A 23212-nucleotide genomic window follows, 5' to 3' on the forward strand; every position below is an offset into this window, starting at 1 on the left:
GCAGTCACCCAACGATGACCAGACGGTCCTGTTCCTCGTCGCGGAGCACCCGGATCGGCTGCCCCTCCACCGGGAACGTCCAGGGAACCGGGCTCTGTTCCCGCGTCTGGTAGGTCTTCGGGTCCATCAGCCCCACCAGGTCCGGTTGCGTGAAGACGACGAGCGCGGACTCGGCGTCACGAGTGTTCCCGAGGAGGCGCTCGACCTCGCCTTCGGCAAGGGTCCGGGTCATGCCGCTCTGCAGGTCGAAGACCCGGAGGCGCTGCCCGTCGATCTCGCGCACCTCGAAGTAACCGCCCCGGGAGACCACCACGTCACCTCTCTGGTAGAACGGAAGTCGAATAGAGTAGGTGATCCGGTAGAGCGCTTTCCCCTCCTTCTCGCCGACCAGTTTCGGGTGGGTCGTATACCGCCCGCCGAGAGCCCCCGTTATCCCCCGGGCGAGCTCCTGGCCGAGGTGCTGGGACCCGACGGTGACATCGACACCGTCCTTCGACTCTTCCAGCTCCGATATGAACGAGAACCGGTCCCCCGACTCCTGGAGCGTCTCCTCGATCTGCTCTGCGATCTTCGTCGCGATCTCGCGCTCGTAGGCGTTGATCTTTCTGTTCGTAGCCCGTACCTGGACGATCCCCTCGTAGTAGCCCCCGGAGATCCGGCTGCACCGGTCGCAGGACTCTTTCTGCCAGAGGATCTGGGTCTCGCAGGTCTCCCGGACCGGGACCGAGTAGAGGGTCGCCTCCACCTCGATGGTGCAGTTCGTCCGGCTCAACCCGGTCTCCTCCGACCTGACGGTGACCCGGATCTCCTTTGCATCCTCGTGAATATCGACCGCCGATACCGCCAGCTCCGCGATGAGGTCCTCACGCGGCACCTTCAGGTCCGACCAGGTCTTGCCACGCTTCTGCGACTCGCAGACCGGACAGTAGACGGCCATCACACGGGGCCGGCAGGTCAGCAGCCGGACGTCCGCGGCCCGGCACTGCGGGCAGAGTCCTTCCTCGGTCGGCTTCCCGCAACGGGGGCAGATGCTCGTCTGTATGGTCATAGGTTATATCCTGAATATCTGGGCATGGGGCACGTCGCCGATCATGATGCAGTCTTCCTCTGCGATCAGCCCTATGGCGATGGCGAGGGCTACGACACGCTTCCCTATAATATTAGCGTTCGTCGCGCACGACAGAGCCTCCTTGACCTCCTCCTCGGCGGCACGCTCCGTACCATAAAATCCTCCGGTGATACAGATTTCTATGTCTCCATGCGCCAGAGTGACGTCGAGCAGTTCGGCGTCGCAGGCAGCCACCACCTCACCGGCGCCGGGCATGCGGTGAACTTTCAGGTGCATCTCAGATCTCTTGGACGGGAGTCGTCAAAAAGGTGCGCTGTTGTGGCTAGGAAAGGACGATATCCACGCCGTAGGTGCGCGAGGGGGTCTCTCGATGGATGCGCCAGGCATCCTCTTCGGTGATGAGCCCTTCTTCAAGATACCGGCGCGTGAACCGCGGGACCGATTTCGGCCCGATGACCGCGCCGGGCCGGGAGTTCTCGTCCATGTAGTCGCTCTCCATCGTGAACCGCCGGCCTGCCCGCGCAAGCGCGGGGATATCCTCGTGCCGCGCGATGAAGGAGGGCATCAGTGGGGTGTCGGGCGTCGCGAAGTGTTTGACGACCCGTTCGACCGGGATTCCCGCTTGAGCGGCCATCGTGACGACGTCGGTGCAAGGACCGCTCTCGGCGTGGAGCTGGACGGCGCAGCCGCAGTCGGCGCCGAGTTCGAGCGAATGAAAGAGGACCGCGTTCGAGGCGGCAAGCACCTCAGGCGCGACCTCGTAGTGGGGCCGGCCGCTTTTGAGGGCGACGGCCCGCCCGTCCTCGACGTAGCGGGCCGCGAGGTCGAGCCCGGCCATCATGACGCCGGCGGCCGCTTCAAGGCTCATCCGCTCCACGAGGTGGCCTATCTCCGCCGGGTGGACGCCGAGGACCGGGTAGACGACGAGCCCGGCCTCGCGGACCATCTCCGCCACCCGGAGCGTGGCATCGAAGACCTCCCGGTAATCCTCGCCTGATGAGGGCTCGACCCCGAGTGACCAGGAGGGCTTCGCGACCAGGAAGATGTGCGTCCCCCCGCTGCGGCGGAAGTCCTTCGCGGCCTCGATCCCCCGGCCGTTTTGCGGGTCGATGTGGATGTGGTCGTCAGTGATCGGTATCGCGGGAGGTTTCATGGTACTCGACGATCTCCATCATGGGGTAATCGTCCTCGAGGTGCAGCCGGGCCCGGCAGACGGTCGCCCCGACCTCGGTCGTGATCTCGGCATCGAACATCTTCCCGGCAAGTTCCGAGTAGCCGAACCGGTTCGAGACCATCATGTCGCGGTTCAGCCGGACGCGGATATCCGTCACGTAGGGCTGGAGGCCGACGGCCTGCTCGATGGCGGCTTCGACGGTCGCGGCGGTCTCGCGGGCGATGGGGGTCCCGACGAACTGGTGGTAGAGAGCGCCGAGCTTAATCCCGGCTTCGAACGCCGCTTTCTCGCGGTCGGTGATCATGGTTAGTAGATTTGGGGTGCGGGAGTAAGAAGGTGCGCCCCCCCCGGAGGAGAGTATGATGAGAGGGTTTCGTTTTGTGGTTCGGGGACTCCCGAATCTGCGCAAGAGTGGTGATATGGTCTCACGCGAAGCCGCGAAGAACGCGAAGACTAGCAGAGAGTTGATATTACTCCCCTTCGCGACTTTCGCGGCTTCGCGTGAGTCAGCAGGATATGGAGAGATCCAGGAGAGGAGCGGGCAGCATGAAACAAGTCGTCGATAACCGCACGACGTTAGACTTGGATGCCGACTTCGGCAACGAAGGTCTCCATGATGTCGTCGTTCTCGAACGCGTCGTCCCCGAAGGTTTCTATGTGAAACTGTATGGCAGACTTCACTTCGGCAAGTGCTTCTTCGTAGGTGTCCCCCTCTGCGACGACAGTGCCTTTCAGACCCAGGGGGTAGGCGACATAGCCGTCCGGGTGCTTCTCGACGATGATCTTTAAGGTCTTCATGGATTCATCCCCCCTCTATTCGATCTGAGCAGGGGCGATCAGGGTGATATTTGACCTGTCCGGCGATATACTTTAGCCCGATTTCTCCGGGTTCGTTCCGGGCATGCCCCGGCTTCATTCCGCGTTACCCCCGCCCCCGGAGTTCGGGCGGCGGAGGAAGATGACCACCCGAAGAATAGCGTAGAAGATGGTAGCGACCAGTACGCACTCGAGGTAGAACCCGAGGAGCGTGAACCCGGAAAACACCAGACTGTATGCTAATGTGCCTTCCGCGAGCGGCAGGACGTTCATGATGCCGTCGAAGAACCACCCGAGAAGCGGCAGCCTGTCCGCGAGCAGCGGGGGCTCGCCTTTCCAGCGGTGCGGGGTTACGAACAGAGCGATTACAAGCGGAGCCGTTGCTGCGACGGTAACGAGCATCGTCTGTATTCGCCCGTGAAACGAGAGGACGCCTGCAACAAGCGGGAACGGCGTGGCGGCCCCCGCAATTGCAAGGGTCAGGATCACCAGAAAGAGGGTGAGGAGGGCAAAGAGCGGTACGGGCTCTGGATGACCTGAGGCGATGCTGGCGACAACGACCCAGACGGCCCACGCGATGACCGCTACGAGCGGTGGGATTGCGAAGCGCAACCGGCTTTGAGAGAGGTGTTCGTAGAGGCGGTGGAAGTTTGCGGAGAGTGAGAGCCTCATCAGATCACCCCTGCTCCATGTTCGGGTGAGGCTTTCTCCGTGTTGCGCTCCAGTCCCATGCCAGATATAGAACGAGGATCGTAAGAAGACCACCCACCCCGTTGACCTGATAGGGAAGGGCGTAGCCTCCAAGATACAATATCCCGAGAACGGGGAACCACAGCAAAAAGCCCAGGAGGTTGCTCTTAAGTCCGATCACGCTGCGAACGGCCTCGATGCCGCCCAGTTCCCGGCGGTATATCTGGTGGTCCCCGATCATTACGACGAACGGGATGAGGCCAAGGGTAAGCCAGGCGGTGAATGGGTTTTGCGTGAATACCTGGCGCGGAAAGAGGGCGCCTTGAACGAAGAGCAACAGAGCAATCCAGATGATGACCAGCAGAAGCCCGAATATGAATCCAGGTTCTTTATCGTATTTATCTGGGCCCGGCTCCATCGTACAAGAGCCTCGACGCAGGTTTATTTATAAATTCTGTCCCTTCCCTCTACACGTCCGTCGGCTGTTCGCAAAAGCGGGACGATCGATCCTGCCCTGGGGGCCGTGGGCGGGGAAGAGAGACTTTTTCATGGCGAGGCAAGCCTATCCACAGTCGGCGATTCAGATACAGGCGAGCATCGTCCGGGTAAATGGGGTTTGCGGAGAGAGTGCCTTGCCGGATTATCGTACCCCCGCTCTGCGTTCGCGTGAGGATTTCTTCGCATTGCACTTCTTTTCCACAAAAGGTAAACAACGGCTATGGTAAGGAGACCCCCAATCCGTTTAACATAGCGGCTCCTCCGCCGTCACAACAGCGACGGCCGTTCATAATAGGTCTCCAGGAACGTCATAACAGCTAAAAGAGCAGAGGTTATGATCACGTACAAACGTATAGTGCGAGGGCTGAGACCTGCAGCGGCAAATTTGGCGGTGACGAAACGTGAGAGCATGACCAGGAGGACTAGGGGGATTACGGCCAGCCCAAGCAATATCGATGATAACAGGTGCGCCGGATCTATGTATTCCGGATACCTGATCAGAGCGCCGAACCGGATGATCGTAGCGGCTATAAAAAGGGTCAAAAAGGTAAAAAAGAGTTTGAACGATCTCAGCATAAGACATCCCACTCCGCAGCCCCTCTCTCAACCATCAATCCGTTCCCTCCGGTGTGCGTCGCCTTTCCCAGACATAGTGGATGGGAAAAGCAACGATACCAACAAGCGCGATCCCCCGGAGAAGGGGAAGGACGGGATGCCCCAGTGCCAGGTGGCGCAGAAGAACGATCCCGGCTGCTCCGAGGTAGAAGACAACTCCTTGCGTGAAAGTGACGCGGCGCTCGCCGCCATCGGTGAAGATGATGCGCGTCAGGAGCAGGGCGACGATGAGAAGGACAGGGAGCCAGAGGATCTGGTTGATGGAATATGCAAGGGACGCGTAGAGGTAGATCAGGAAGACCGTGACGAGAAGGGCGGCATCGATCACCTTCTCGACGATGCCTCTTCTCCGTGCCGTCTTCCTTTCTTCGTGCTTCCCCAGTCGAAGCGCATGGCGAAGGATATTCGCTGGACTGGGGTCGTTCAGGCCTTCTTTTCGTCTATACCACACCATAACGCAGGCGACTACTGCAGCGATCGTCAATGGCAGGGGTAAGAGCAAAAACGATGGCAATGGGAGGTAGTCTGTTGTGATGATGAAAGCGGTGACGATAAGCGAGACCCCAAAGGTTGCAACTGAACGCCACAACTCTTCTTTGGCAATAGTATCAATCTTCATGCGTACATCACCGAAGCATCATCGGGGAGAGAGCCCGCGTTCCGATATTCCCGTTCATTTGCTCTCCTCCTGTAGTTCCCGGAGGCAAAAAAGGCTCAACCCTAAGTACATAGAATGCGAACCGCTCTTTCGCCTTCGGGTAGTGGGGAGCTCGCCCGATCTTGGACGGATGGGGTGAGCCTCCGCCGTTTTGCGAGCGCGTTCCGGGCATCCGCACAATGACCTGGATGTGTGGACATTTATGTTTTCTGTCCTATTTCTTTACACGTCCGTCGGCTGTTTGCAGAAGTGAGGAGATCCATCCCGCCCTGTGGGATGCGGATACAGGAGAGAGGTCGTTCTCGCGGCGGGATTGGATCGGTCATCGGTCCGTTCTCTTCGGCGTGCGCCGCCGCTCCCTGATGGAGAGGAGGGGAAAACGATGCCGACGAGCGCGATTGCCCGGAGGAGGGGAGAACGGGGTACCCCGGGTGCTAGGTAGTTCTTCTTCCTTCTCGACAGGGTGCTCAAGCCGGAGCAGGACGATGGATACGGGAAGTGATCCGGTTCTGCCGGTGGAAGTCCGCCGCGATGAGAGGCTTTCCTGCCGGCCGCAATCGATCGAGTAATGCGTACTATGCGCCAGGCCCGTCGCTCATGATACCCGGTACACGATTGTAGGTCCCGACCAGTATACCGGCTCGACTTCCCCGCACTCCGCAAGCGTTTTCAGGCCGCTCCCGTACTTCACCCGCTCCGTCTCTCCGACGAAGATGTAGCGTACATTGTACTTCGCAAAGAGCGCTTTCGGGTTCTCCGTGTACATTCGGTCGACGTCCAGAGACCGTCGCTCGATCTCTTCCCATCCCCGCCCCCACATTACTTCGTGGGTACGCCACCCGATAACCGTGGGAAGCCCCGTGAAAGCCGATACCCGCGACGAGTAGGTGTACGCGTCCCCGGGGGCTTCCAGGACCACATCTCCGCTCTTCGCCGTCTCTCCAAGCCAGCAGAGTGCGGCATAGTCGTCGGGTTTCTGCTCTTTGAGCCATGCTGCCCCGTCAAACGTCAGCGTTCCGGTGCCACCCATGTATCCTGCGCCGGGCATGGCTATGAGCGATCCAACCGGATGAATAGCAGCAACAGCTATCAGGACGACCGCTCCCGCCACCAGAACCCTGCTTCGTATCCGGGAGAGGAAGTACGCCGACGCCACCCCCAGGAACACCCACGCCTGAAGATACAACTTCATCACGGTGTTCAGGCGCTCAAACGGCTGGCCGTAGGCATCGTTGATGAAGAAGACCTCGCAGAAAACAATCATCAGCAGGGCGATACCGGCGAGCATGGCCGGGTACTCGTCGTTAAACCATGCACGATAGAAGAACGGGAGGGCGAGAAGCGGCAGTACCGCCAGCGGAAAGTTCAGTGAGCAGGCGACGAGCGCAACGCCGACGACCACGGCCGCCGCGAAGATATCTTTTCTGGAAAATGTATGCAGGTCGATCAGGTATGCAAGCGCCATGAAGGCAAAGACAGCGAATATGAGAAGGAAACCGGTCATATCCGTTCTCTGGCCGGGATCGACGACGCCGACCAGCCCCGTGAGCAGTGATGCTGCGAAGATGCAGCCCGCGAGCCCGATGACGAAGAGAAATGCTTTCTTCTTTGTCGCGACATAGGCCGTCCCGGCACAGAGGAAGAGACTGGCGGGAAGGCTCCAGGCATTCACGCCGACGAGGAATGCGGCGGTGACGAGAGCTGTTGCGAAGGTCGCCCACGAGAAGTTTCTGGAGAATGCGAGGCACAGCCCGACGAGGGCCAGCTGGAAAGGAATCGATACGAAATGGGCGTGCAGGTCTCCCTGGAGAAAGGTATAGAACGGGTAAAAGGTGATCGTATGGGGAATCACGCCTGTCGCGGCCGTGAAGTCGAAGGAGGAGAGCCATTCAGGGAGCGATCCTGAGAATGTGTGGAACTGGAGGATATCCGTTCCGCTCACATACGCCAGCAGGTGTACAAACCCTGCCGGAAAACCGGAAACCATGGTGAGAAACGCTGCAACGAACCCGTACAGGTACCGCTCGGTCAGGTTGAGCCCGATGCCGAATGCCGTCTGCACGCCCATGGCAAAGAAGGCGGCAACGGCAATATTGTAGCCGACGGCAGCCTGCACCCCGGAGAGCGCGATAAGGACGGCGGCGGTCAGGTGTCCAAAGTAGTAGTAGGTCAGGCTCATGCCCGCGGACCAGGGATCGGCGGGCGGCAGGAAATCGGTCCGCAACAGGGACTGGAGAAACGCCGCATCCATGAAGTCTTCGGAGTACCCGAAGTAGATCTCCGGTTTCTGCATGAGGAAGAGTGCCGCGAGAAGAAACGTCGCGACGAACAGTCCTTCCTGCACCAGCAGTCCCCTCTCTATCTTCAGGTCGCGGCGGTGGTAGACGACGAGCGCGGCCAGAGCAATGAGGACGAACAGACCGATATATACGCCTGCGGCGAACGTGACCAGCCGGAGGGATGAGAGCAGCCAGGCAACGAGGGAGACGATGACGATCCCGACCGGCCGGGCGAGCGAGTAGCCGGTGTCCCGCAGGTTCCCGGCCAGGGTCCGGACTATCGGAAACGAAAGGAGACCTATTACTTCGAGGACTACGAAGAAGGCAAGCAGGTCCATCCGGTCACGCCTCCTTCCCCGCGAGACCCGACGGGGAGGCGGCACCCGGCATCTGCAGGTCGTTCTCCGTTTCGGGGGCTGCGCCAGCAGTTTGAATCATTTCGGGCAGGTACGCTTCGCCGGAAAGCAGCACCCGGTCGTACACTGTTCTCCCCGGTTCTCCCTTTTCCACTCTTGGTGGGATGCGTTCTGCCGTGATCTCACGTTCTACCGGTTTGGGGGGGACAGCCAGCGCCGGCGGAGACGGTGGAGTGGCGGTAGAGACACGATCTGCGGTGTCCATCGTTTCGAATAATCTGTTAGGTTGGACGGGGCATCCTGCACAGGAACAAGCACGATATCACTTTTTCTTGCCCTGAAGGACCAATAACGCTCCCAATATCCCGATAATACCTGCCTGCAGACAGAATCCCGGAACCTCCTTCCCGGATGGCTCCAGCTCCAGATCGAGCTCGTTCGTCAGGTTTTCAAAAATTATCTCGCGCTGGAGGGGGAGGTAGCCCTCTTTCTGAACGATGATGGTCTGATCGTACCCGATTGCTTTTTCGATCAGATACCTGCCGTCTCTTCCCGTTGTGTTCGTCACCGAGAGGGGTTCGTCATCCAGCTCAAAGACCGATTCAAATCGCATGGATGCGTTGTGAATCGGGTTGCCTTCAGGGTCCGTCACCCTGCCCGAAACGTTGATCGCCCGCGGCGGAGGTATTCCGCTGTGGATGGTCACGTTCAGGCTTTTTTCGGCCCGGTTTCCGAGGTTGTCGGTCGCTATGACCGTGATCCTGTTCTCCCCTTTAGAGACCGGCACGGAGCACGCGAACGTCGTTTCGTTCCCGCACGAAACTTCCCCTATCTCGCTTTGAACAACCACGCTCCGTATGCCGGATGGGGCATCGATCTTGCCGAGAACCGCAACGTGGGGCGGAACGACATCGATCCAGCCCTCAGCTCCGTCGGTCGGGGAGGTGACGGTGATGGTTATCGGCGCATCGATACCGGTGAGGGGTGCGTTCCCGCTATTTTCTTCACTCGCACTCACCACCGTCACGACGCCCATGCTCGCCAGCAGCACGGCGAAGAGCATGGAGAGTGCCCGCATTCCGATGGTTCCGTTCATGAGTTTTTCCTCCTGTATATTACCGGAGGCAAAGGAGACACAATCCTAAAATACAAGGAGTGCAAACTTATCTCTTGCCTTCGGGTAGTGGGGGGTTCATCCGGCCTTGGACGGATTGGGTGAGCCTCCGCGGTTTTGCAAACGCTGTTTTGAACATCCGCACAGTAACCTGAACGTTTGGACATTTATGTTTTCTGTCCTATTTCTCTACACGTCTATCGGTTGTTTGCAGAAGTGGGGCGATCCATCCCGCCCTGTGGGATGCGGATACAGGAGAGAGGCTGTCTCATCTGGTTAAGTCCTGCAAGAGTGACCTCGCCTAACGACAGTAAGTACATTGACCGCGTCGGGGGCAGGGGACCACCACGCTCCGGATCGTCACATAGCCCGCCAGAAGTCGGGACGACTCAGAGAAAGGGTTCTTGATCGCGGCCCCTTCCCCGAGCAGATAGGAGAAAGGACGGGCGGGGCACCGCAGATGGCGGGGTTTGCCTCGCACCGGAACGCTTCCGGGCCGCCCGGCATCATCAACCGTCGCTGTATCTCCCATTTCCACTCATCCTCCTGTGTAGATCCTGGATACGGGGTATGGCGATGAGGTTCTCCCGGGCGAGACGCAGGCGGATGGACAGGTGTAGGAAGTGATCCGGGCTTGCCAACGCCTTCGGCCGGGTCTGGATGAACATCGCCGCGCTCATTGTCTTCCCTGCGGCCTTCTTCGCCGCGACCTACGTGAAGTTCATGCGGATGGGTATTCAGGTGAAGATCGGGCACCTGCACCGCCGGGGTCGCAGCCTACCCGATCAGCTTCACCAGCCCGTGCCGGGGCTCGAGCACCTCGCCGCCCCGTTTCAGCTGCTCGAGGGTATGCTCGACCTTGTCGCGGGAGAAGCCCTGCTGCACAAGGATATCGATGACCTCATCGACCCTCGCCTGGCCGCCGGAGTCGCCGGAGACGTTCCGGATAGCCTCCTTGACCGACCGGATGATGTCGCGCTGCGACTTCGTGACCCCGGTCACGAGCTTATCGATATCGAAACTCCCACTCTCGGCGTCGTAGGCGACCTGCCGGAGACAGGCGTCCACGATCTTTAAGATCCGGTCGGTGTCCTCCGTGTCGACGGTGTTGGAGAGTCGCATCCGTGCGCTCGCCTCCGCAAGCCGGACCAGTGCCTCGAGTTGCCGGGCGGTGACCGGGACGGGCTTGTTCCCGCTCGCGAGGTTTCGCAGACGCATGTAGTAGGCGATCAGCGCCTCCTGGGCACCGCTGGAGAGGATGGGGAAGCAGGTCCTCTTCGCATAGGCAATATACTTCCGGAGCAGCGTCGGGTCGATGTCGGGGATGACGGGCGCAAGCGCCCGCTCGATGTACGCCTCATCGACGTCGGGCAGCGGCGTGTAGGCGTGCTGCTTGATCAACTCGCCGACGGAATGCGTCTTGATGATGTGCTGCGCGATCGCCCCGTCGCGCTCGGCCTCGGGCTGGTCGGTCATCACGAAGATGAGGTCGAACCGGGAGAGTAGCGAGGGCGGCATATCGATCTGCTCCCCGATCGGGACGAACTGGTCGAACCTCCCCAGTTTCGGGTTCGCCGCGCCGAGGAGGGCGCACCGGGACTTCAGGGTCGCGGTGATGCCGGCCTTTGCGACCGAGATCGAGTTGCCGCACCAGATCGGGATGCCGTTTCGCCGGATATAGAGGGTGTGATTCGGGACCTCAAGGCAGTAGATCATCCCTTTGTAGAGCCGTTTCTCGATATGCCGCTGCCCGTTTGTGTTGATGTTCGGCTCGTTCTGGCCGTCGCGGATGAAGGTCACCTGGTAGATATCGTGGGTCGTGGTCGTGGTCCCTCCCCGCGGATTGGCCGCGGCGGTCCCGGCCTCCTGCATGAGATGGACGTTCCCGGACCACCCCTTCTTCAGCAGGAGTTCGGTGACGTCGTCGGCAAGCCTCTTTGAGGAGGTCGTGTAGATCGAGACCCCGGTCGTCTTGTTGACGTAACCGTCCCCGAGCATGAGCGCGTCGAGCAATATCACTATCTGCTCCGGGGGGAGCCGTTTGGCATAATCAGGGACGTATTTCTCGTGGCATCTGCCGAACGGCGCGAGGTGCTCCGCAAGTTGCTTTGCGCTGATCGCGAAGTTCTTGCCGTCGTAGGAGAAGTTAAACGGCAGCCGTTCGAGACACTGCCGGATTGTCTCGGCTGATTCGGGGTTCGTCTGAGATACGATCACGCGGTAGGGGACCCCGGTCCTGGAGTGCCGCTGGACCGACCCCTCGGAGAGGAAGTAGCCCAGGAACTCAAGCCAGTCGTCCATCCTGACGAGGATGGGTTCGGTGAGCCTCCCTTCGGCGTTTTGGTTCGCGAACTTGACGACGGGCGGGATCTCGTAGGTCTCCTGCCGTTCTCCTGTCCATACGGCGTTCTTCTTGAACCGCATCCGCTTGTGGATGGGGATCTCGTCCATGCGGATGAACCGGAACCCCTCCCACTCGTCGGCGCGCCGATTCAGGTTGACGTACATCCGGTGGTTCGGCGTGACCGCGAGGTCAACCTGCCGCGATTTGACGTAGTACAACTCTCCGTCGTACTCTGATACCACGAAATTGGACGGGGATGCGTACTCGAGCCTGCCGTCGGGAGAGAGGGTTGCGACGCGATCGTCTGCGGTTACGTCCCGAAAGAGTTTCCACCCACTCTCCGTGAGAACCTCGGTCTCGTCGTCGTAGCACTGCTGTTCCATCGCCTCGTGCAGCGCGCTCCGGTCCTCTTTCGCCATCTTGTCCATCTCGTCGACGGCGGCGATACCCATATCGGCGAGGACCAGCGCACCGGCCTCGAGCGTCCAGCGACCGTCGCCGAACTCGTCCTTGACAGCCGTCGCCGTCAACCCGGCGGACGTCGACGACTTCCCGCTCGTGTAAATTCCACGGGGCGAGAGTTTTACGACGTAGCGCAATATCTGGCTCTTTGCTATACCCGGGTCGCCGACCAGGAGGACGTGGACGTCGCCGCGGAGGCGGGAGCCGTCCGGCATCTCCTTCGCGATGCCGCCGAAGAGCTGGAGCGCGATCGCCTCCTTCACGTCGTCGGTCCCGTAGATCGTCGGCGCGATCGACCGGGCGATCTTCTTGTAGACCATCGGGTCACGGGCGAGTGCCATGATCTTCGCCTCGTCCTCCTCGGTGATCGAGACCTCTTCGAACTCCTTCTCGGCGATCTCGATCGAGTTACATTCAAGGTAGATGTCAAAGAGCGTGCTCTTCTGGCCGGAGTTGACCCGCTGCACCGACCGCAGGATGCCGTTCACCACCACCCGGTCGCCCGGCGAGACCATCCCGGTGAGGTCGTCGGTGACGTCGATATCGAGCGTCTGGGGCTGCTCGCCGCCCCGGAGCCCCTCGGGCGACTCCTGGATCCGGAGTTTCTGGGCGTCGACGAACCGGCACCGGTTCATGATCAGGTCGAGCCGGGTCTTCCTCTCGCAGTTCGGGCAGAAGTCGGGCTCATCGAACCGCCCGTAGCCCTGCGGGACCGGCTCAGTGTTCTTTCCGCAGGAACGGCACCGGAAAACCGCGCTGACGATCCGGGGGCGCACCTCCGTGGTCTTCCTGAGGATCCCCTCGATGCCGACGAATGTGTTGATCTGATCGGCCCTGATGTCCCGGACGTCGGTCTTCTGCGGCAGGTTCGTGAACCGGATATTGAGCTGCTCCGGGTCCTGGCTGTCCTTGAGTTTTAAGAGTTTGTTCTGGACGATCGCGTCCCGGATATCCCCGATGACCTTGCCGGGGTTCCGCAGGAGCTCGAATGCCAGTTTGTTGTTCAGGATCTTGCGGTAATCGATGATGAGCGACCGATTATGGGGATACTCGCGGGAGAGCTCGGCGAGCTCCCGCTTGTACTGTTTCTTTAAAAACTTCGTCCACTCACCGACGTTGTCGGTGACTTCGACGGTTACCTCTTCATCCACGGCTGGAATCCTCACCGGTTCTGCCCTGCAGCGAGGACGAACCGGGCGAGCAGCGCCTCCATCTGGATGTCGCTGCTTGCCCCTTCCGAGAGGCGGAAGTCGGTCTCACCGAGGGCATCGATCAGTCTCACTTTGAGCGTCCGGTCGATGTCGCGCTGGACGAGCGCCCGGTAGCACTGGTTAATCAGTTCGTTCGGGGCGATGCCCCGGCCGCGGGTCAGTTCGCTGAGCGCCAGCTCGGCCTCATCGAATCTTCCCGCTATCGAGAGGTCGAGGAGTTCGTCGATCTCCGCCGGACGTGCCGTCGCGGTGATCTGGTAGACCGTCTCCTCGTCGATGGCGGGCCGGATGATGGCAGCGCCCTGCAGGGCGTTGATCGCCTTCCTCATATCCCCGGAGGCCACGTAGACGATGGCGTCGAGCGCCCCCTCCGTGACGGTGAGGCCTTCGGTTGCCGCGATCCGCCGAACTTCCTCGATGACGGCCTCCCTATCTAGCGGCCTGAACCGGTAGATGGCGCACCGGCTCTGGATGGGGTCGATAATCTTCGAGGAGTAGTTGCACGAGAGGATAAACCGGCAGGTCCGGGCGTAGGTCTCCATTGTCCTTCTGAGAGCCGCCTGGGCGTCCGTCGTGAGCGCATCCGCCTCATCGAGGAAGAGAATCTTGAACGTCGCGCCGGCAAGCGGCGACGTCCGGGCGAACTGCTTGATCTGGTTCCGGACGACGTCGATGCCGCGCTCGTCTGAGGCGTTCATCTCCCGGAAGTTCATCTGCCAGGAGTCGCCGAAGAACTCCCGCGCGAGCGCCACCGCAGCGGTCGTCTTTCCTATCCCCGCGCTGCCCGTGAAGAGGAGATGCGGCAGGTTGCCGGTCTTCACGTACGATTGAAGACGCACCACGATATCCTTCTGTCCGACCATCTCGTCGAGTCTTCTGGGCCGATACTTCTCTATCCAGATGGTGTGGTTGTCGTCCATTTGCATAGGGTATTGGCGCTCGTGCATCGTAAAAGCATCGTTATCCTCTCTCCAGTGATCCTTTTTAGAGGGTTGAGGTGAATAAAATAGGTACAGAACTCTATGGAAATACCATGAGTTCGTGTGGAGTTCCGACCCGGCGGTACCCCGGGACCAGGACTCCTTTCGGAACGGACAGAAACGCATGGAACCTGCAGAACGGGTATTTGCACGAGACTTCTCCGCGGCGCGGCACACGGTGGACGCCGGGGGCGGCCGGGACGGCTCATACGTGGTGACGCCTGCCGGCGCCTGGTGTCGCCGCCTCTTCATCGTCGGGGCTCTCACCGAGCGTAAGGGAAGCGGCGACCTGATGCAGGCCCGGATCGCCGACCCCACCGGGACGTTCCGGATCACGGCGGACTGGCAGCGCCCGGACGCGGTCGAGACGCTCGACCGCATCGAACCGCCCGCCTTCGTCGCCGTCACCGGCCGGGCGACGCTCACCGGAACCGGCGAGAGAGCGCATGCAGCGGTAGACGCCGAGGCTATCAACGTGGTGAACCGCACCGTCCGCGACCTCTGGGTGCTCTCGACCGCCGGCGCGACCCTCGACCGGCTCGAAACGCTCGATAAGGCTCTCCGGGACGGCGGTGACGAGCGGGCCGCGACCGTCCTCCGGCTCTACGACACCACAGAGAAGGGTCTTCGGGAGATGGCCGGGATGGTTCGGACGGCGCTTGAGAGCGTCCGGCCCGATACCGCCCCCGATGAGATCGCGCCGGTCGTCGAGCGAGACCTCCTCCTTGCCGCCCTCGTGGACGAGGGAGGCGCCCGGGGCATCGCGGTCGAGGACGCCGTCGCCGCCGGGGTGCGGGCCGGCCTCTCCGCACGGGACGCGAAGCAGGCGCTCGAAGAACTCCTCGCCGAAGGGGAATGCTACCAGCCCGCATCGGGCATGATCAAACGTATCTGACACAATATGCACCTGCATTTTATTGAGAGCGGCCCGGCCCTTCTGGTCGAGCAGGACCGGCGCGTGCTGGTCGTCGCCGACCTGCACATGGGGATCGAGTCGGGCCTCGAACGTCACGGCGTCCACATCATGAGCCGGAGCGCCGCCCGGGTCGACCGGGTGGTCGCCTGCATCGAGGAGACAGAGCCCGACCTCCTCCTCCTCCTCGGCGACGTCAAGCACAACGTTCCGGTGACGAGCAGGCAGGAGTACCGGGAACTCCCCGGTGTCCTTGAGACGTTCCGCGACCACGTACCGATTTCCGTCGCCCCTGGAAACCATGACGGGGGTATCGGGCGGTTCCTCGAGCCAGGTGAACTCCTGCCCCCCGGCGGTGCGCTCGTCGACGGTGTCGGCTACCTCCACGGCCACACCCATCCCGCCCCCGAACTCTTCGGTCACCTCATCGTCCTCGGCCACCACCACCCGGTCGTCTCCCTGATAGATACCGTCGGGTGTGCCGCACGCGCCCGGCCGGCCTACCTCTACTCGGGGATCGACGGGCCGTGCCTCCTACAGGGGGCAGAGGCGCCTCCTGGAGATCGCACCCGGCTCCTCTTCGTCCCGGCCTTCAACGAGTTCGCGGGCGGGATCGATATCCAGCGGCTGCAGAAGAGCGGGCTCGGCCCCCTCTCCCGGTGCATAAACAGAACGACTGCGGAGGTGTTTTTAGCAGATGGCACATACGTCGGCTCCCCGGCCACGCTCTGCCCCGCAGACGACCGCTGACCTCCTCGATCCGAGGGTGCGGGAGGTCGCCCGGCGGCGCGGATTTACCGGGCTCTCCGAGGCCCAGGAGCAGGCCATCCCGCTGCTGCTCGAAGGCAGAAACCTCATCCTGGTGGCACCGACCGGCACGGGTAAGACTGAGAGTGCGATGCTCCCGGTCTTCGACCGGCTCCTTGAGACCACCGGCCCGGGATTCAAGGCGCTCTACGTAACACCGCTCCGGTCCTTAAACCGGGACATCCTCACCCGGATGGAGTGGTGGTGCCGGGAACTCGGGCTCTCGGTCGGCGTCCGGCACGGGGATACGCCGCAGAACGAGCGGCGGAAGCAGGCGCTCAACCCGCCTGACCTCCTCATCACCACGCCGGAGTCCCTGCAGGCGATCTTCATGGGCAAACGCCTCCGGGAGCATCTCAGGCATATACGGTACGTCATCATCGACGAGATCCACGAGCTCGCCGACAGCAAGCGGGGAGCGCAACTCGCGGTAGGGCTCGAACGCCTGGCCGCCTACACGGGGGAGTTCCAGCGGATCGGCCTCTCGGCGACCGTCGGAAATCCCGACGAGATTGGCCGGTTCCTTTGCGGGTCCCGACCGTTCTCGCTCGTCGAGGTGCCGGTGGCGAACAGCCTCGACATCAGCGTCCGGTTTGCCGGGGAAGACTTCGCCGCCCAGACACGGGCCGTCGGGAAGTGCCTGGACGCGCCCGGCTCGACCCTCGTCTTCGTCAACACCCGGGTGACCGCCGAGGCCCTCGGCCACCAGCTCTATCCCCGCGGGGACGTTGAGGTCCACCACGGCTCGCTCTCGCGGGACGTCAGGGTCGACGCCGAGGAGCGGTTCCGGATGGGCGAGATCCGGACGCTGATTGCCACATCCTCGATGGAGCTCGGGATCGATATCGGGCATATCGAACACGTCGTCCAGTTCGGATCGCCCCGCCAGGTCTCGCGCCTGGTGCAGCGGGTCGGCCGGGCCGGCCACCACCTCGATACCATCTCGCGCGGCACCGTCCTTGCGACGGGGTTTGACGACCTCCTGGAGTCGTTCGTGATCGCACGTCGGGCAAGAGCGAACGAGTGCGAGCGGATCGTCCCGCCCGCCGACGCCGCCGATGTCCTGGCAAACCAGGTGGCGGCGATCGCGGTCGAGTACGGGGAGATCGAGGTCTCCCGCGTCCGGGAGATGATCGAACGGTCGGGCGTCTTTACCGGGTGCGGGCCACTTCTTGACGATGTCTGCCGCCAGATGGCGGAGCACCGGCTGATCCGGCTCGACGGGACCCGGATCATCCGGACGGGACGGGCCCGGCGTTACCTCATCGAGAACCTCTCGATGATCCACGACGAGCGGAAGATGGAGATCTTCGATATCGTCTCGCGCCGGACGGTCGGGACGCTCGACGAGTCGTTCGTCCTCGGGTGGATGCACACCGGGGCGGTCTTCATCACCAAGGGCCAGCTCTGGCGGGTGCTCGATATGGAGGGAGGCAAGATCACGGTCGAGCCGGCCACGAAGGCGAAGGGGGAGGTCCCGTCATGGGAAGGTGAGCAGATCCCGGTGCCGTTCGCCGTTGCCCGGGAGGTCGGGGCGCTCCGGAGGACCCGGACATTCGACCGGTACTCGGATCTCCCTCCCGCCATCGCTTACGCGGAGCGGTGGATTGCCCGGATGGACGAGGGCAACTACCCGGTCCCTTCGGACCAACTTGTCACCATCGAGAACACGGACGAGGGAGTAGTCTGCAACGTCTGCGGGGGGCATAAGGCGAACGAAGCACTGGCCCGAGCGCTCTCGGTCCTCCTCTCAGCCCGCTACGGGACGGCCGTCGGGATCGAGGTCGGCGCCTACCGGTTCCTCCTCCGCCTGCCTAATAACGTCCGCTCACTGGAGGTGCAGGAGACCATAGCCGCGCTCGAACCTGCGCATCTCCCGGGGATCCTGAAACTCGCCCTGAAACGGACGGCGCTCTTCAAGTGGAAACTGGTGCAGGTGGCAAAGAAGTTCGGCGCCATCGATGCGGATGCCGACTACGAGCGGTTCAGCATTCACCGGCTCATCGACCTCTTCGACGGGACCGTCATTGCGTCCGAGGCCTACCGTGAGCTCTTCAGCAACTCGATGGACGTGGATGCGGCGCAGGAGATCCTCTCAGGCCTCCGCGACGGCCGGATCGCCGTCACCACCGGGCGGTTAAGCCCGCTCGGGAGCAAGGGGCTCTCCTCCTCGCGGGATATGATCCCGCCGCCGATGGTCGACCAGGCGGTTATCGGGACGCTGATGCGGCGCCTTGAGAAGGAGAACGTCGTCCTCTTCTGCATGAACTGCCGGAAGTGGAAGAGCCGGACCGTCGTCGAGCGGGTCCCCGACCGCCCGCAGTGCCCGCTCTGCAGCGCCCGCCTCATCGCGGCGTTAAAACCCTGGGACGAGCAGCTCATTCCTGCTATGAGGAAAAAGGACAAGTCCGAGGAAGAACGAGCGATCGAGATTCGATTCCTCCGGAACGCGAACATCGTCCTCTCCAGCGGCAAGAAGGCGGTGACCGCCCTCGCCGCGAAGGGTGTTGGCCCGGAGGCAGCGTCCCGGATCCTCGCGACCCTCTCCGAAGGGGACGCCTTCTACCGGGAGATCCTCAAAGCCGAGCGGAACTATGTGAAGACGCATCGGTTCTGGTGAGCGACGGGCCCGAAACCCAAAGGGTTTCGGGGCCGGAGCTTGAGAAAACGCGAAGCGTTTTCGAGTAGCGACGGTTCATAGAACCGGAGGGTTTCGGGGCCGGAGCTTGAGAAAACGCGAAGCGTTTTCGAGTAGCGACAGTTCATAGAACCGGAGTTCGAGCACCGGAGGTGCGAGCGGCGATGGGCCGCAGGGTGTGATGTTCCAACGGGAACAGAGCAGGAGCACCGAAGGTGCGGGTGAGATGGGAACAGGGGAGGGGGAGACCGCCCTCGAAGACCTCCGGTCTTCTCATGCTCACTACGTTCGCACCTCGCACCTCCGGTGCTCGAACTCCGGGCATTCCACCCATCGCACTCCCCGTCAGCCCCTTCCCCCCGGGGCGATATCCACTGGAAATCCGTGTATGGGAGTCGCGACACTTCAAGAACAACGCTATCGAGTGAAGCCGGTGGCACGCCAGGGCCCCGAGCGTCATCGGAGGTGGATGCAACGGAGCCCAACCTGAGCCCGGGTAGTCCAACGGCACACACCGGCAGGAAGTTCTGACAGCCCGACCATGCCCGATCAAAAATAATGAGGCCCCCGGCCCCCCCTCTGCTGGAATAAAAATTACGGGAAAACAGTTCACATTATAGTTTCGAGCCGCTGCTCCAGGAAATCGAGTCCTCTCTTGATATCCTCGATAGTCTTTCCACCGGTCAGGATGATCTTACCTGAACTGAAGAGAAGGGCGACGATCTTCGGATCTTCGATACGGTAGACGAGCCCCGGGAACTGCTCGGGTTCGTACTCGATATTCTCGAGATTGAGAGTGATGACCACCTTGTTCAGATTGATGTACCTGCCCATATCATACGAACAGACGATGTTCGTGACCGCGACCTGCGGCTCATCGTACGTATCGATACCGGCATCCCTGAGCGAACGCATGATGATCTCAAGACCATCGTGAAGGTCCGGATTGTTCCTGATACCGGTGAGCACCACTTTTCCCGAGGAAAATATCAGGGATGCAATCTTTGGCTTCTCAATACGATAAACCGCTCCGGGGAAACGCTTGGTATTCAGTTCACAGTTTTTAATTTTTTCAGATACTTTTTCGAGGTCGATCGAGTCGGCAATCACCCCGGAGGCAACGATGTTCTCAACTTTCAGTGACTCGTATCCCTTCTCATCCATCGATATGAGTATCATTTTTTGGACCATAATACTAATGGATAATCTTTATGCCCATTCCGAATCTGGAGTGTTCCTCAACTTCGTGAATTCTTTAAATTATGAACGCGCAACCTTTATGATCACGTTATGGCAGATGATGAACAAAAACCAGTGTCCTACGAAGACCTCTGCGCGAATTTCAAGATAGACGTCCCTGAATACTATAACTTCGGTTTCGACGTGATTGATGCATGGGCGAAGAAGGACCGGAACAAACTCGCCATGATCTGGGTGGACCAGAAGGGAAACGAGAAGAAATACACATTCTTCGACCTCATGCGCCTCTCGAACCAGGCAGTCAACATCTGCATAAAATACGGCATCAAGAAAGGCGATCGGGTCATGCTGATGCTCCCCCGGACACCCGAGTGGTGGATCTTCGTCATCGCGCTCATCAAGCTCGGCGCCGTGTATTGCCCCGCAACGACGATGCTGACCCCAAAAGACCTGCAGTACCGCATCCTGGCCGCCGAGGTCAAGATGATCATCACCATGGCCGAGCATGCGGATAAGGTCGAGGAGATCCGGGAAGAGTGCCCCACGCTCGCGGTCCGGCTCATGATCGACGGCGTGAGGGACGGATGGGTCAGTTACCCCGTCGAGCTCGACTACCCCGCGCCCTGCTCGCACAAACTGGTGAACCTCCCGGGTATGCACCGGACCAAATCAACGGACCCGTTACTGATCTTCTTCACCTCCGGCACCACCGGCGAGCCGAAGATGGTGGTTCACGACCACTCCTACCCGCTCGGGCATCTCGTCACCGGGCGCGTGTGGCACGATCTGCGTCCAAACGACCTCCACCTGACGCTCTCCGATACCGGCTGGGGAAAGAGCGCGTGGGGGAAACTCTTCGGCCAGTGGATCGTCGGCGCGTGCATCTTCGTCTACGACATACGGGGCCGGTTCCACGCGACCGAGATCCTGCCGCTGCTGGAGAAGTACGGGATCACGACGTTCTGCTGCCCCCCGACGATCTACAGGATGCTGATCCTCGCCGACCTCGACAAGTTCGATCTCTCCGACCTGCGCCACTGCTGCAGCGCCGGTGAAGCGCTCAACCCCGAGGTGATTCGGGCATGGCAGGAGGGAACCGGGAGGACGATCTACGAAGGCTACGGCCAGACCGAGACGGTGCTCTGCATCGGGACGTTCCCCGGCATGAAGTGCAAACCCGGCTCCATAGGGAGGCCGGCGCCCGGCTGGCAGATCGAACTCCACGACGACGACGGGAACCCGGTCGGTGTCGGGGAGGAGGGTCGCATTGCAATCAAACTCAACCCGCGCCCGGTAGGGCTCTTCCGCGGCTACCTGAATAACGAGGAAGAAACCAGCAAAGTCTGCCGGAACGGGTTCTACTACACCGGCGATAAGGCGCGGATGGATGAGGACGGCTACTTCTGGTTCATGGGGCGTGACGACGACGTCATCAAGTCGTCCGGATACCGTATCGGACCGTTCGAGGTGGAGAGTGCGATCCTGGAGCATCCGGCCGTCCACGAGGTCGCGGTCGTCGGGTCGCCCAACGTGATCCGGGGACTGGTCGTCAAGGCCTTCATCGTGTTGAAACCGGGGTATCGGCCCTCGGAATCCCTGGTCAAGGATATCCAGAAGCACGTGAAACGGGTGACAGCGCCCTATAAATACCCCCGCGAGATCGAGTTCGTGGAGTCACTCCCAAAGACCATCTCCGGCAAGATCAAGCGGTACGAACTCCGTGAGATGGAGTTACAGCGGTTCATGGATACTAATTCCCATGCCTCCCGGCCCTCCGGAGAGGGCGGGGAGTAATTACATTTATTTTGTTGAAGATACCATAGTATCAGGCGCGAGGATCGTCGGGCCGGGTCAGCGGCGATAGGTCCGCCATAATTTCGTGCGAGAGTTGCCAAGCCAGGTCAAAGGCGCCAGGTTCAGGGCCTGGTCTCGTAGGAGTTCGCCGGTTCGAATCCGGCCTCTCGCATTCTTCTTCTGGATCATCATCTCAACCCGGGAACCGCTGATCTTATCTTCGCTCACCGGGCGGATCGGGCAGCTCGTCCTTTTCTGGAACGGACCTGTAATACGAAGGCCGGAGAGAGCCGGTTCTCCCATCGCCCCGGTCGGAAGAAGCCGAACCCTGACCCCGGGCGGACTCAAGCCTTTTTTGTCCTGGTGTGCCTACCATTGCATTGAGCGGGAGAATGCTGCATCGCGCGGGCGACCGTTTTCTGCCGGTTCGGCATCACGCTCAGGGAAGGTTACCGGTATGGAGAGACGCACATTCACCGTAAAACCGATAGGCACCGTGCATGCCGACGAGGAATTGTTCTCTATCGAGATCGCCGAACCGTTCCGGCCCGCGCTCCTGGGCCTCGATGGATTCAGCCACATACTCGTACTCTGGTGGTGTGACCGGGTCGATACGGCAGGGTGCCGATCGGAAACGGTCTGCAGAAAGCCCTACACAAAGGGCCCCGAAACGATCGGGATCTTCGCCACCCGGTCTCCGGTCCGGCCAAATCCAATCGCGCTCTCAGTGGTTCCGGTGCTCGGCATCGATGCCGCAGCGGGCACCATCGAGGTACCATTCATCGATGCCGACGATCGCACGCCGGTGCTGGACATCAAGCCCTATCTTCCGGCTACCGAACGGGTACGCGGTGTAAGCGTCCCTGCCTGGTCTTCCCACTGGCCGCAGTGGTACGAAGACAACCGGGGGTTCGACTGGGCGGCGGAGTTCACCTTCGAGGAATGAGGGCAGGCCGCCCCGCGTTCCCCCTCTTTGACAACTCCTGCCGGCGGGAGATCCCCGGGCCTCGCGGTCATTCCGGACGCCCCGGGAGTGGCCTCCCACTGATAATCCCACATGCGCTGTTGAAACGCTCAAAAAAAGAGTTATTTGACCCTGCCAAACTCCTGGCTCACTTCTGCTGCGGACTGGAAGGTCTTGTCCCCAAACATCTCAAGGACCTGGATCACCGCATCGGGCGCATTGTTCTTTCTGGCATGGCTGATCAGGTCCTGCTTCCCGGCAGGGTAGTCCATGCCTCCAAGATACTTCTGGAACGCAGATGCACTCAGTTCTTCAACGGATGCAGCCTGCGCCGCAGATGCCATTCCACCTTTAACTGAAGGTCTTTCTTCTGCCATAGTTCTCACCACCTATCTGACGGCATCCCGCATAGTCGGGACACGCCTCCGCCACATTACACTCGGTGAATAAAAATGTTGCTGTGATGTAATACCAAAAAACCGTCAATCCGGCTGTAAAGCATTTTGAGCCAGTGGTGGTGCCGGCCGGCATCGAGCGAGCAGGCCTGACCCCGGGCCCCCGGCCGGCCTTGAAGGCAGCCTGGAGTGGGGGTTTTGAACCTTTCCGGTTACAGATCCGGGGTTCAAGGGG

21 protein-coding genes and 1 tRNA gene are annotated in these 23212 nt (G+C 61.0%); 6 read left to right on the forward strand and 16 right to left on the reverse strand.

Annotated elements, in window-relative coordinates:
• Positions 1-4: 4 nt before the first annotated feature.
• From BRA49_RS10325 to BRA49_RS10390, 14 genes are all read right to left on the reverse strand, one after another.
• Positions 5-1048, reverse strand: a complete 1044-nt coding sequence (locus BRA49_RS10325; protein WP_292385821.1) for a 60S ribosomal export protein NMD3 — start codon at positions 1046-1048, stop codon at positions 5-7.
• Positions 1049-1051: 3 nt separating this feature from the next.
• Positions 1052-1345 (reverse strand): DUF424 domain-containing protein, encoded by a 294-nt coding sequence (locus BRA49_RS10330; protein ID WP_292385823.1) that lies wholly within the window; start codon positions 1343-1345, stop codon positions 1052-1054.
• 46 nt (positions 1346-1391) lie between these two features.
• Entirely contained in the window at positions 1392-2222 is an 831-nt protein-coding gene (locus tag BRA49_RS10335) for a TatD family hydrolase (protein ID WP_292385826.1), read from the reverse strand.
• Entirely contained in the window at positions 2194-2547 is a 354-nt protein-coding gene (locus BRA49_RS10340) for a dihydroneopterin aldolase family protein (RefSeq protein WP_292385828.1), read from the reverse strand. The genes BRA49_RS10335 and BRA49_RS10340 overlap by 29 nt, the downstream gene beginning before the upstream one ends.
• Before the next feature lie 272 nt (positions 2548-2819).
• Complete coding sequence (locus tag BRA49_RS10345) at positions 2820-3041, reverse strand: type II toxin-antitoxin system HicB family antitoxin (RefSeq protein WP_292385830.1); 222 nt, start codon at positions 3039-3041, stop codon at positions 2820-2822.
• Between the two features lie 114 nt (positions 3042-3155).
• Entirely contained in the window at positions 3156-3731 is a 576-nt protein-coding gene (locus tag BRA49_RS10350; protein ID WP_292385832.1) for a hypothetical protein, read from the reverse strand.
• 4 nt (positions 3732-3735) lie between these two features.
• Positions 3736-4167, reverse strand: a complete 432-nt coding sequence (locus tag BRA49_RS10355; RefSeq protein WP_292385834.1) for a hypothetical protein — start codon at positions 4165-4167, stop codon at positions 3736-3738.
• 347 nt (positions 4168-4514) lie between these two features.
• Positions 4515-4823, reverse strand: a complete 309-nt coding sequence (locus tag BRA49_RS10360; RefSeq protein ID WP_292385836.1) for a hypothetical protein — start codon at positions 4821-4823, stop codon at positions 4515-4517.
• A 34-nt stretch (positions 4824-4857) separates the two neighbouring features.
• The gene (locus BRA49_RS10365; RefSeq protein WP_292385837.1) at positions 4858-5481 is read right to left on the reverse strand and encodes a hypothetical protein; all 624 of its coding nucleotides are present in this window, start codon (positions 5479-5481) and stop codon (positions 4858-4860) included.
• A gap of 634 nt (positions 5482-6115) precedes the next feature.
• Positions 6116-8137: a DUF2298 domain-containing protein gene (locus BRA49_RS10370; protein WP_292385839.1), complete on the reverse strand. Its 2022-nt coding sequence runs from the start codon at positions 8135-8137 to the stop codon at positions 6116-6118.
• 340 nt (positions 8138-8477) lie between these two features.
• Entirely contained in the window at positions 8478-9251 is a 774-nt protein-coding gene (locus BRA49_RS10375; RefSeq protein WP_292385841.1) for a hypothetical protein, read from the reverse strand.
• Between the two features lie 527 nt (positions 9252-9778).
• Entirely contained in the window at positions 9779-9949 is a 171-nt protein-coding gene (locus BRA49_RS10380; RefSeq protein ID WP_292385843.1) for a hypothetical protein, read from the reverse strand.
• Between the two features lie 97 nt (positions 9950-10046).
• On the reverse strand, positions 10047-13226 hold the full coding sequence (locus tag BRA49_RS10385; protein ID WP_292385845.1) for an LAGLIDADG family homing endonuclease: 3180 nt from the start codon (positions 13224-13226) through the stop codon (positions 10047-10049).
• Between the two features lie 11 nt (positions 13227-13237).
• On the reverse strand, positions 13238-14206 hold the full coding sequence (locus BRA49_RS10390; RefSeq protein ID WP_292385861.1) for a replication factor C small subunit: 969 nt from the start codon (positions 14204-14206) through the stop codon (positions 13238-13240).
• A 184-nt stretch (positions 14207-14390) separates the two neighbouring features.
• Between BRA49_RS10390 and BRA49_RS10395 the strand changes: the two genes are divergently transcribed.
• Genes BRA49_RS10395 through BRA49_RS10405 form a run of 3 tightly spaced genes read left to right on the forward strand, consistent with a single transcriptional unit; the run spans position 14391 to position 18606 of the window.
• The gene (locus BRA49_RS10395) at positions 14391-15161 is read left to right on the forward strand and encodes a hypothetical protein (protein WP_292385847.1); all 771 of its coding nucleotides are present in this window, start codon (positions 14391-14393) and stop codon (positions 15159-15161) included.
• A gap of 6 nt (positions 15162-15167) precedes the next feature.
• The gene (locus BRA49_RS10400; RefSeq protein WP_292385850.1) at positions 15168-15929 is read left to right on the forward strand and encodes a metallophosphoesterase; all 762 of its coding nucleotides are present in this window, start codon (positions 15168-15170) and stop codon (positions 15927-15929) included.
• The gene (locus BRA49_RS10405) at positions 15877-18606 is read left to right on the forward strand and encodes a DEAD/DEAH box helicase (RefSeq protein ID WP_292385853.1); all 2730 of its coding nucleotides are present in this window, start codon (positions 15877-15879) and stop codon (positions 18604-18606) included. The genes BRA49_RS10400 and BRA49_RS10405 overlap by 53 nt, the downstream gene beginning before the upstream one ends.
• A gap of 627 nt (positions 18607-19233) precedes the next feature.
• Here BRA49_RS10405 and BRA49_RS10410 read toward each other — a convergent pair.
• The gene (locus tag BRA49_RS10410) at positions 19234-19788 is read right to left on the reverse strand and encodes a TATA-box-binding protein (RefSeq protein WP_292385855.1); all 555 of its coding nucleotides are present in this window, start codon (positions 19786-19788) and stop codon (positions 19234-19236) included.
• A gap of 126 nt (positions 19789-19914) precedes the next feature.
• Between BRA49_RS10410 and BRA49_RS10415 the strand changes: the two genes are divergently transcribed.
• The 3 genes from BRA49_RS10415 to BRA49_RS10425 all read left to right on the forward strand — a co-directional run bounded on the left by BRA49_RS10415 (position 19915) and on the right by BRA49_RS10425 (position 22564).
• Entirely contained in the window at positions 19915-21618 is a 1704-nt protein-coding gene (locus tag BRA49_RS10415) for an AMP-binding protein (protein ID WP_292385856.1), read from the forward strand.
• Between the two features lie 87 nt (positions 21619-21705).
• Positions 21706-21790, forward strand: a tRNA-Leu gene (locus BRA49_RS10420).
• 285 nt (positions 21791-22075) lie between these two features.
• The gene (locus tag BRA49_RS10425; RefSeq protein WP_292385858.1) at positions 22076-22564 is read left to right on the forward strand and encodes an SAM-dependent methyltransferase; all 489 of its coding nucleotides are present in this window, start codon (positions 22076-22078) and stop codon (positions 22562-22564) included.
• Between the two features lie 140 nt (positions 22565-22704).
• On the opposite strand, the gene BRA49_RS10430 is transcribed toward BRA49_RS10425, so the two are convergent.
• A complete protein-coding gene (locus BRA49_RS10430) occupies positions 22705-22959 on the reverse strand; it encodes a DUF2795 domain-containing protein (RefSeq protein ID WP_292385859.1) in 255 nt (84 codons plus the stop codon).
• Between the last annotated feature and the right edge of the window lie 253 nt (positions 22960-23212).

This window comes from Methanoculleus sp. UBA430 (assembly GCF_002506585.1).
Classification (GTDB): Archaea; Halobacteriota; Methanomicrobia; order Methanomicrobiales; family Methanoculleaceae; genus Methanoculleus.

Coding starts and splice junctions, on each gene's coding strand:
- BRA49_RS10325 (WP_292385821.1), bottom strand. CDS start 1,048: ATGACCATACAGACGAGCATCTGCCCCCGTTGCGGGAAGCCGACCGAG.
- BRA49_RS10330 (WP_292385823.1), bottom strand. CDS start 1,345: ATGCACCTGAAAGTTCACCGCATGCCCGGCGCCGGTGAGGTGGTGGCT.
- BRA49_RS10335 (WP_292385826.1), bottom strand. CDS start 2,222: ATGAAACCTCCCGCGATACCGATCACTGACGACCACATCCACATCGAC.
- BRA49_RS10340 (WP_292385828.1), bottom strand. CDS start 2,547: ATGATCACCGACCGCGAGAAAGCGGCGTTCGAAGCCGGGATTAAGCTC.
- BRA49_RS10345 (WP_292385830.1), bottom strand. CDS start 3,041: ATGAAGACCTTAAAGATCATCGTCGAGAAGCACCCGGACGGCTATGTC.
- BRA49_RS10350 (WP_292385832.1), bottom strand. CDS start 3,731: ATGAGGCTCTCACTCTCCGCAAACTTCCACCGCCTCTACGAACACCTC.
- BRA49_RS10355 (WP_292385834.1), bottom strand. CDS start 4,167: ATGGAGCCGGGCCCAGATAAATACGATAAAGAACCTGGATTCATATTC.
- BRA49_RS10360 (WP_292385836.1), bottom strand. CDS start 4,823: ATGCTGAGATCGTTCAAACTCTTTTTTACCTTTTTGACCCTTTTTATA.
- BRA49_RS10365 (WP_292385837.1), bottom strand. CDS start 5,481: ATGAAGATTGATACTATTGCCAAAGAAGAGTTGTGGCGTTCAGTTGCA.
- BRA49_RS10370 (WP_292385839.1), bottom strand. CDS start 8,137: ATGGACCTGCTTGCCTTCTTCGTAGTCCTCGAAGTAATAGGTCTCCTT.
- BRA49_RS10375 (WP_292385841.1), bottom strand. CDS start 9,251: ATGAACGGAACCATCGGAATGCGGGCACTCTCCATGCTCTTCGCCGTG.
- BRA49_RS10380 (WP_292385843.1), bottom strand. CDS start 9,949: ATGAGCGCGGCGATGTTCATCCAGACCCGGCCGAAGGCGTTGGCAAGC.
- BRA49_RS10390 (WP_292385861.1), bottom strand. CDS start 14,206: ATGGACGACAACCACACCATCTGGATAGAGAAGTATCGGCCCAGAAGA.
- BRA49_RS10395 (WP_292385847.1), top strand. CDS start 14,391: ATGGAACCTGCAGAACGGGTATTTGCACGAGACTTCTCCGCGGCGCGG.
- BRA49_RS10400 (WP_292385850.1), top strand. CDS start 15,168: ATGCACCTGCATTTTATTGAGAGCGGCCCGGCCCTTCTGGTCGAGCAG.
- BRA49_RS10405 (WP_292385853.1), top strand. CDS start 15,877: ATGGCACATACGTCGGCTCCCCGGCCACGCTCTGCCCCGCAGACGACC.
- BRA49_RS10410 (WP_292385855.1), bottom strand. CDS start 19,788: ATGGATGAGAAGGGATACGAGTCACTGAAAGTTGAGAACATCGTTGCC.
- BRA49_RS10415 (WP_292385856.1), top strand. CDS start 19,915: ATGGCAGATGATGAACAAAAACCAGTGTCCTACGAAGACCTCTGCGCG.
- BRA49_RS10425 (WP_292385858.1), top strand. CDS start 22,076: ATGGAGAGACGCACATTCACCGTAAAACCGATAGGCACCGTGCATGCC.
- BRA49_RS10430 (WP_292385859.1), bottom strand. CDS start 22,959: ATGGCAGAAGAAAGACCTTCAGTTAAAGGTGGAATGGCATCTGCGGCG.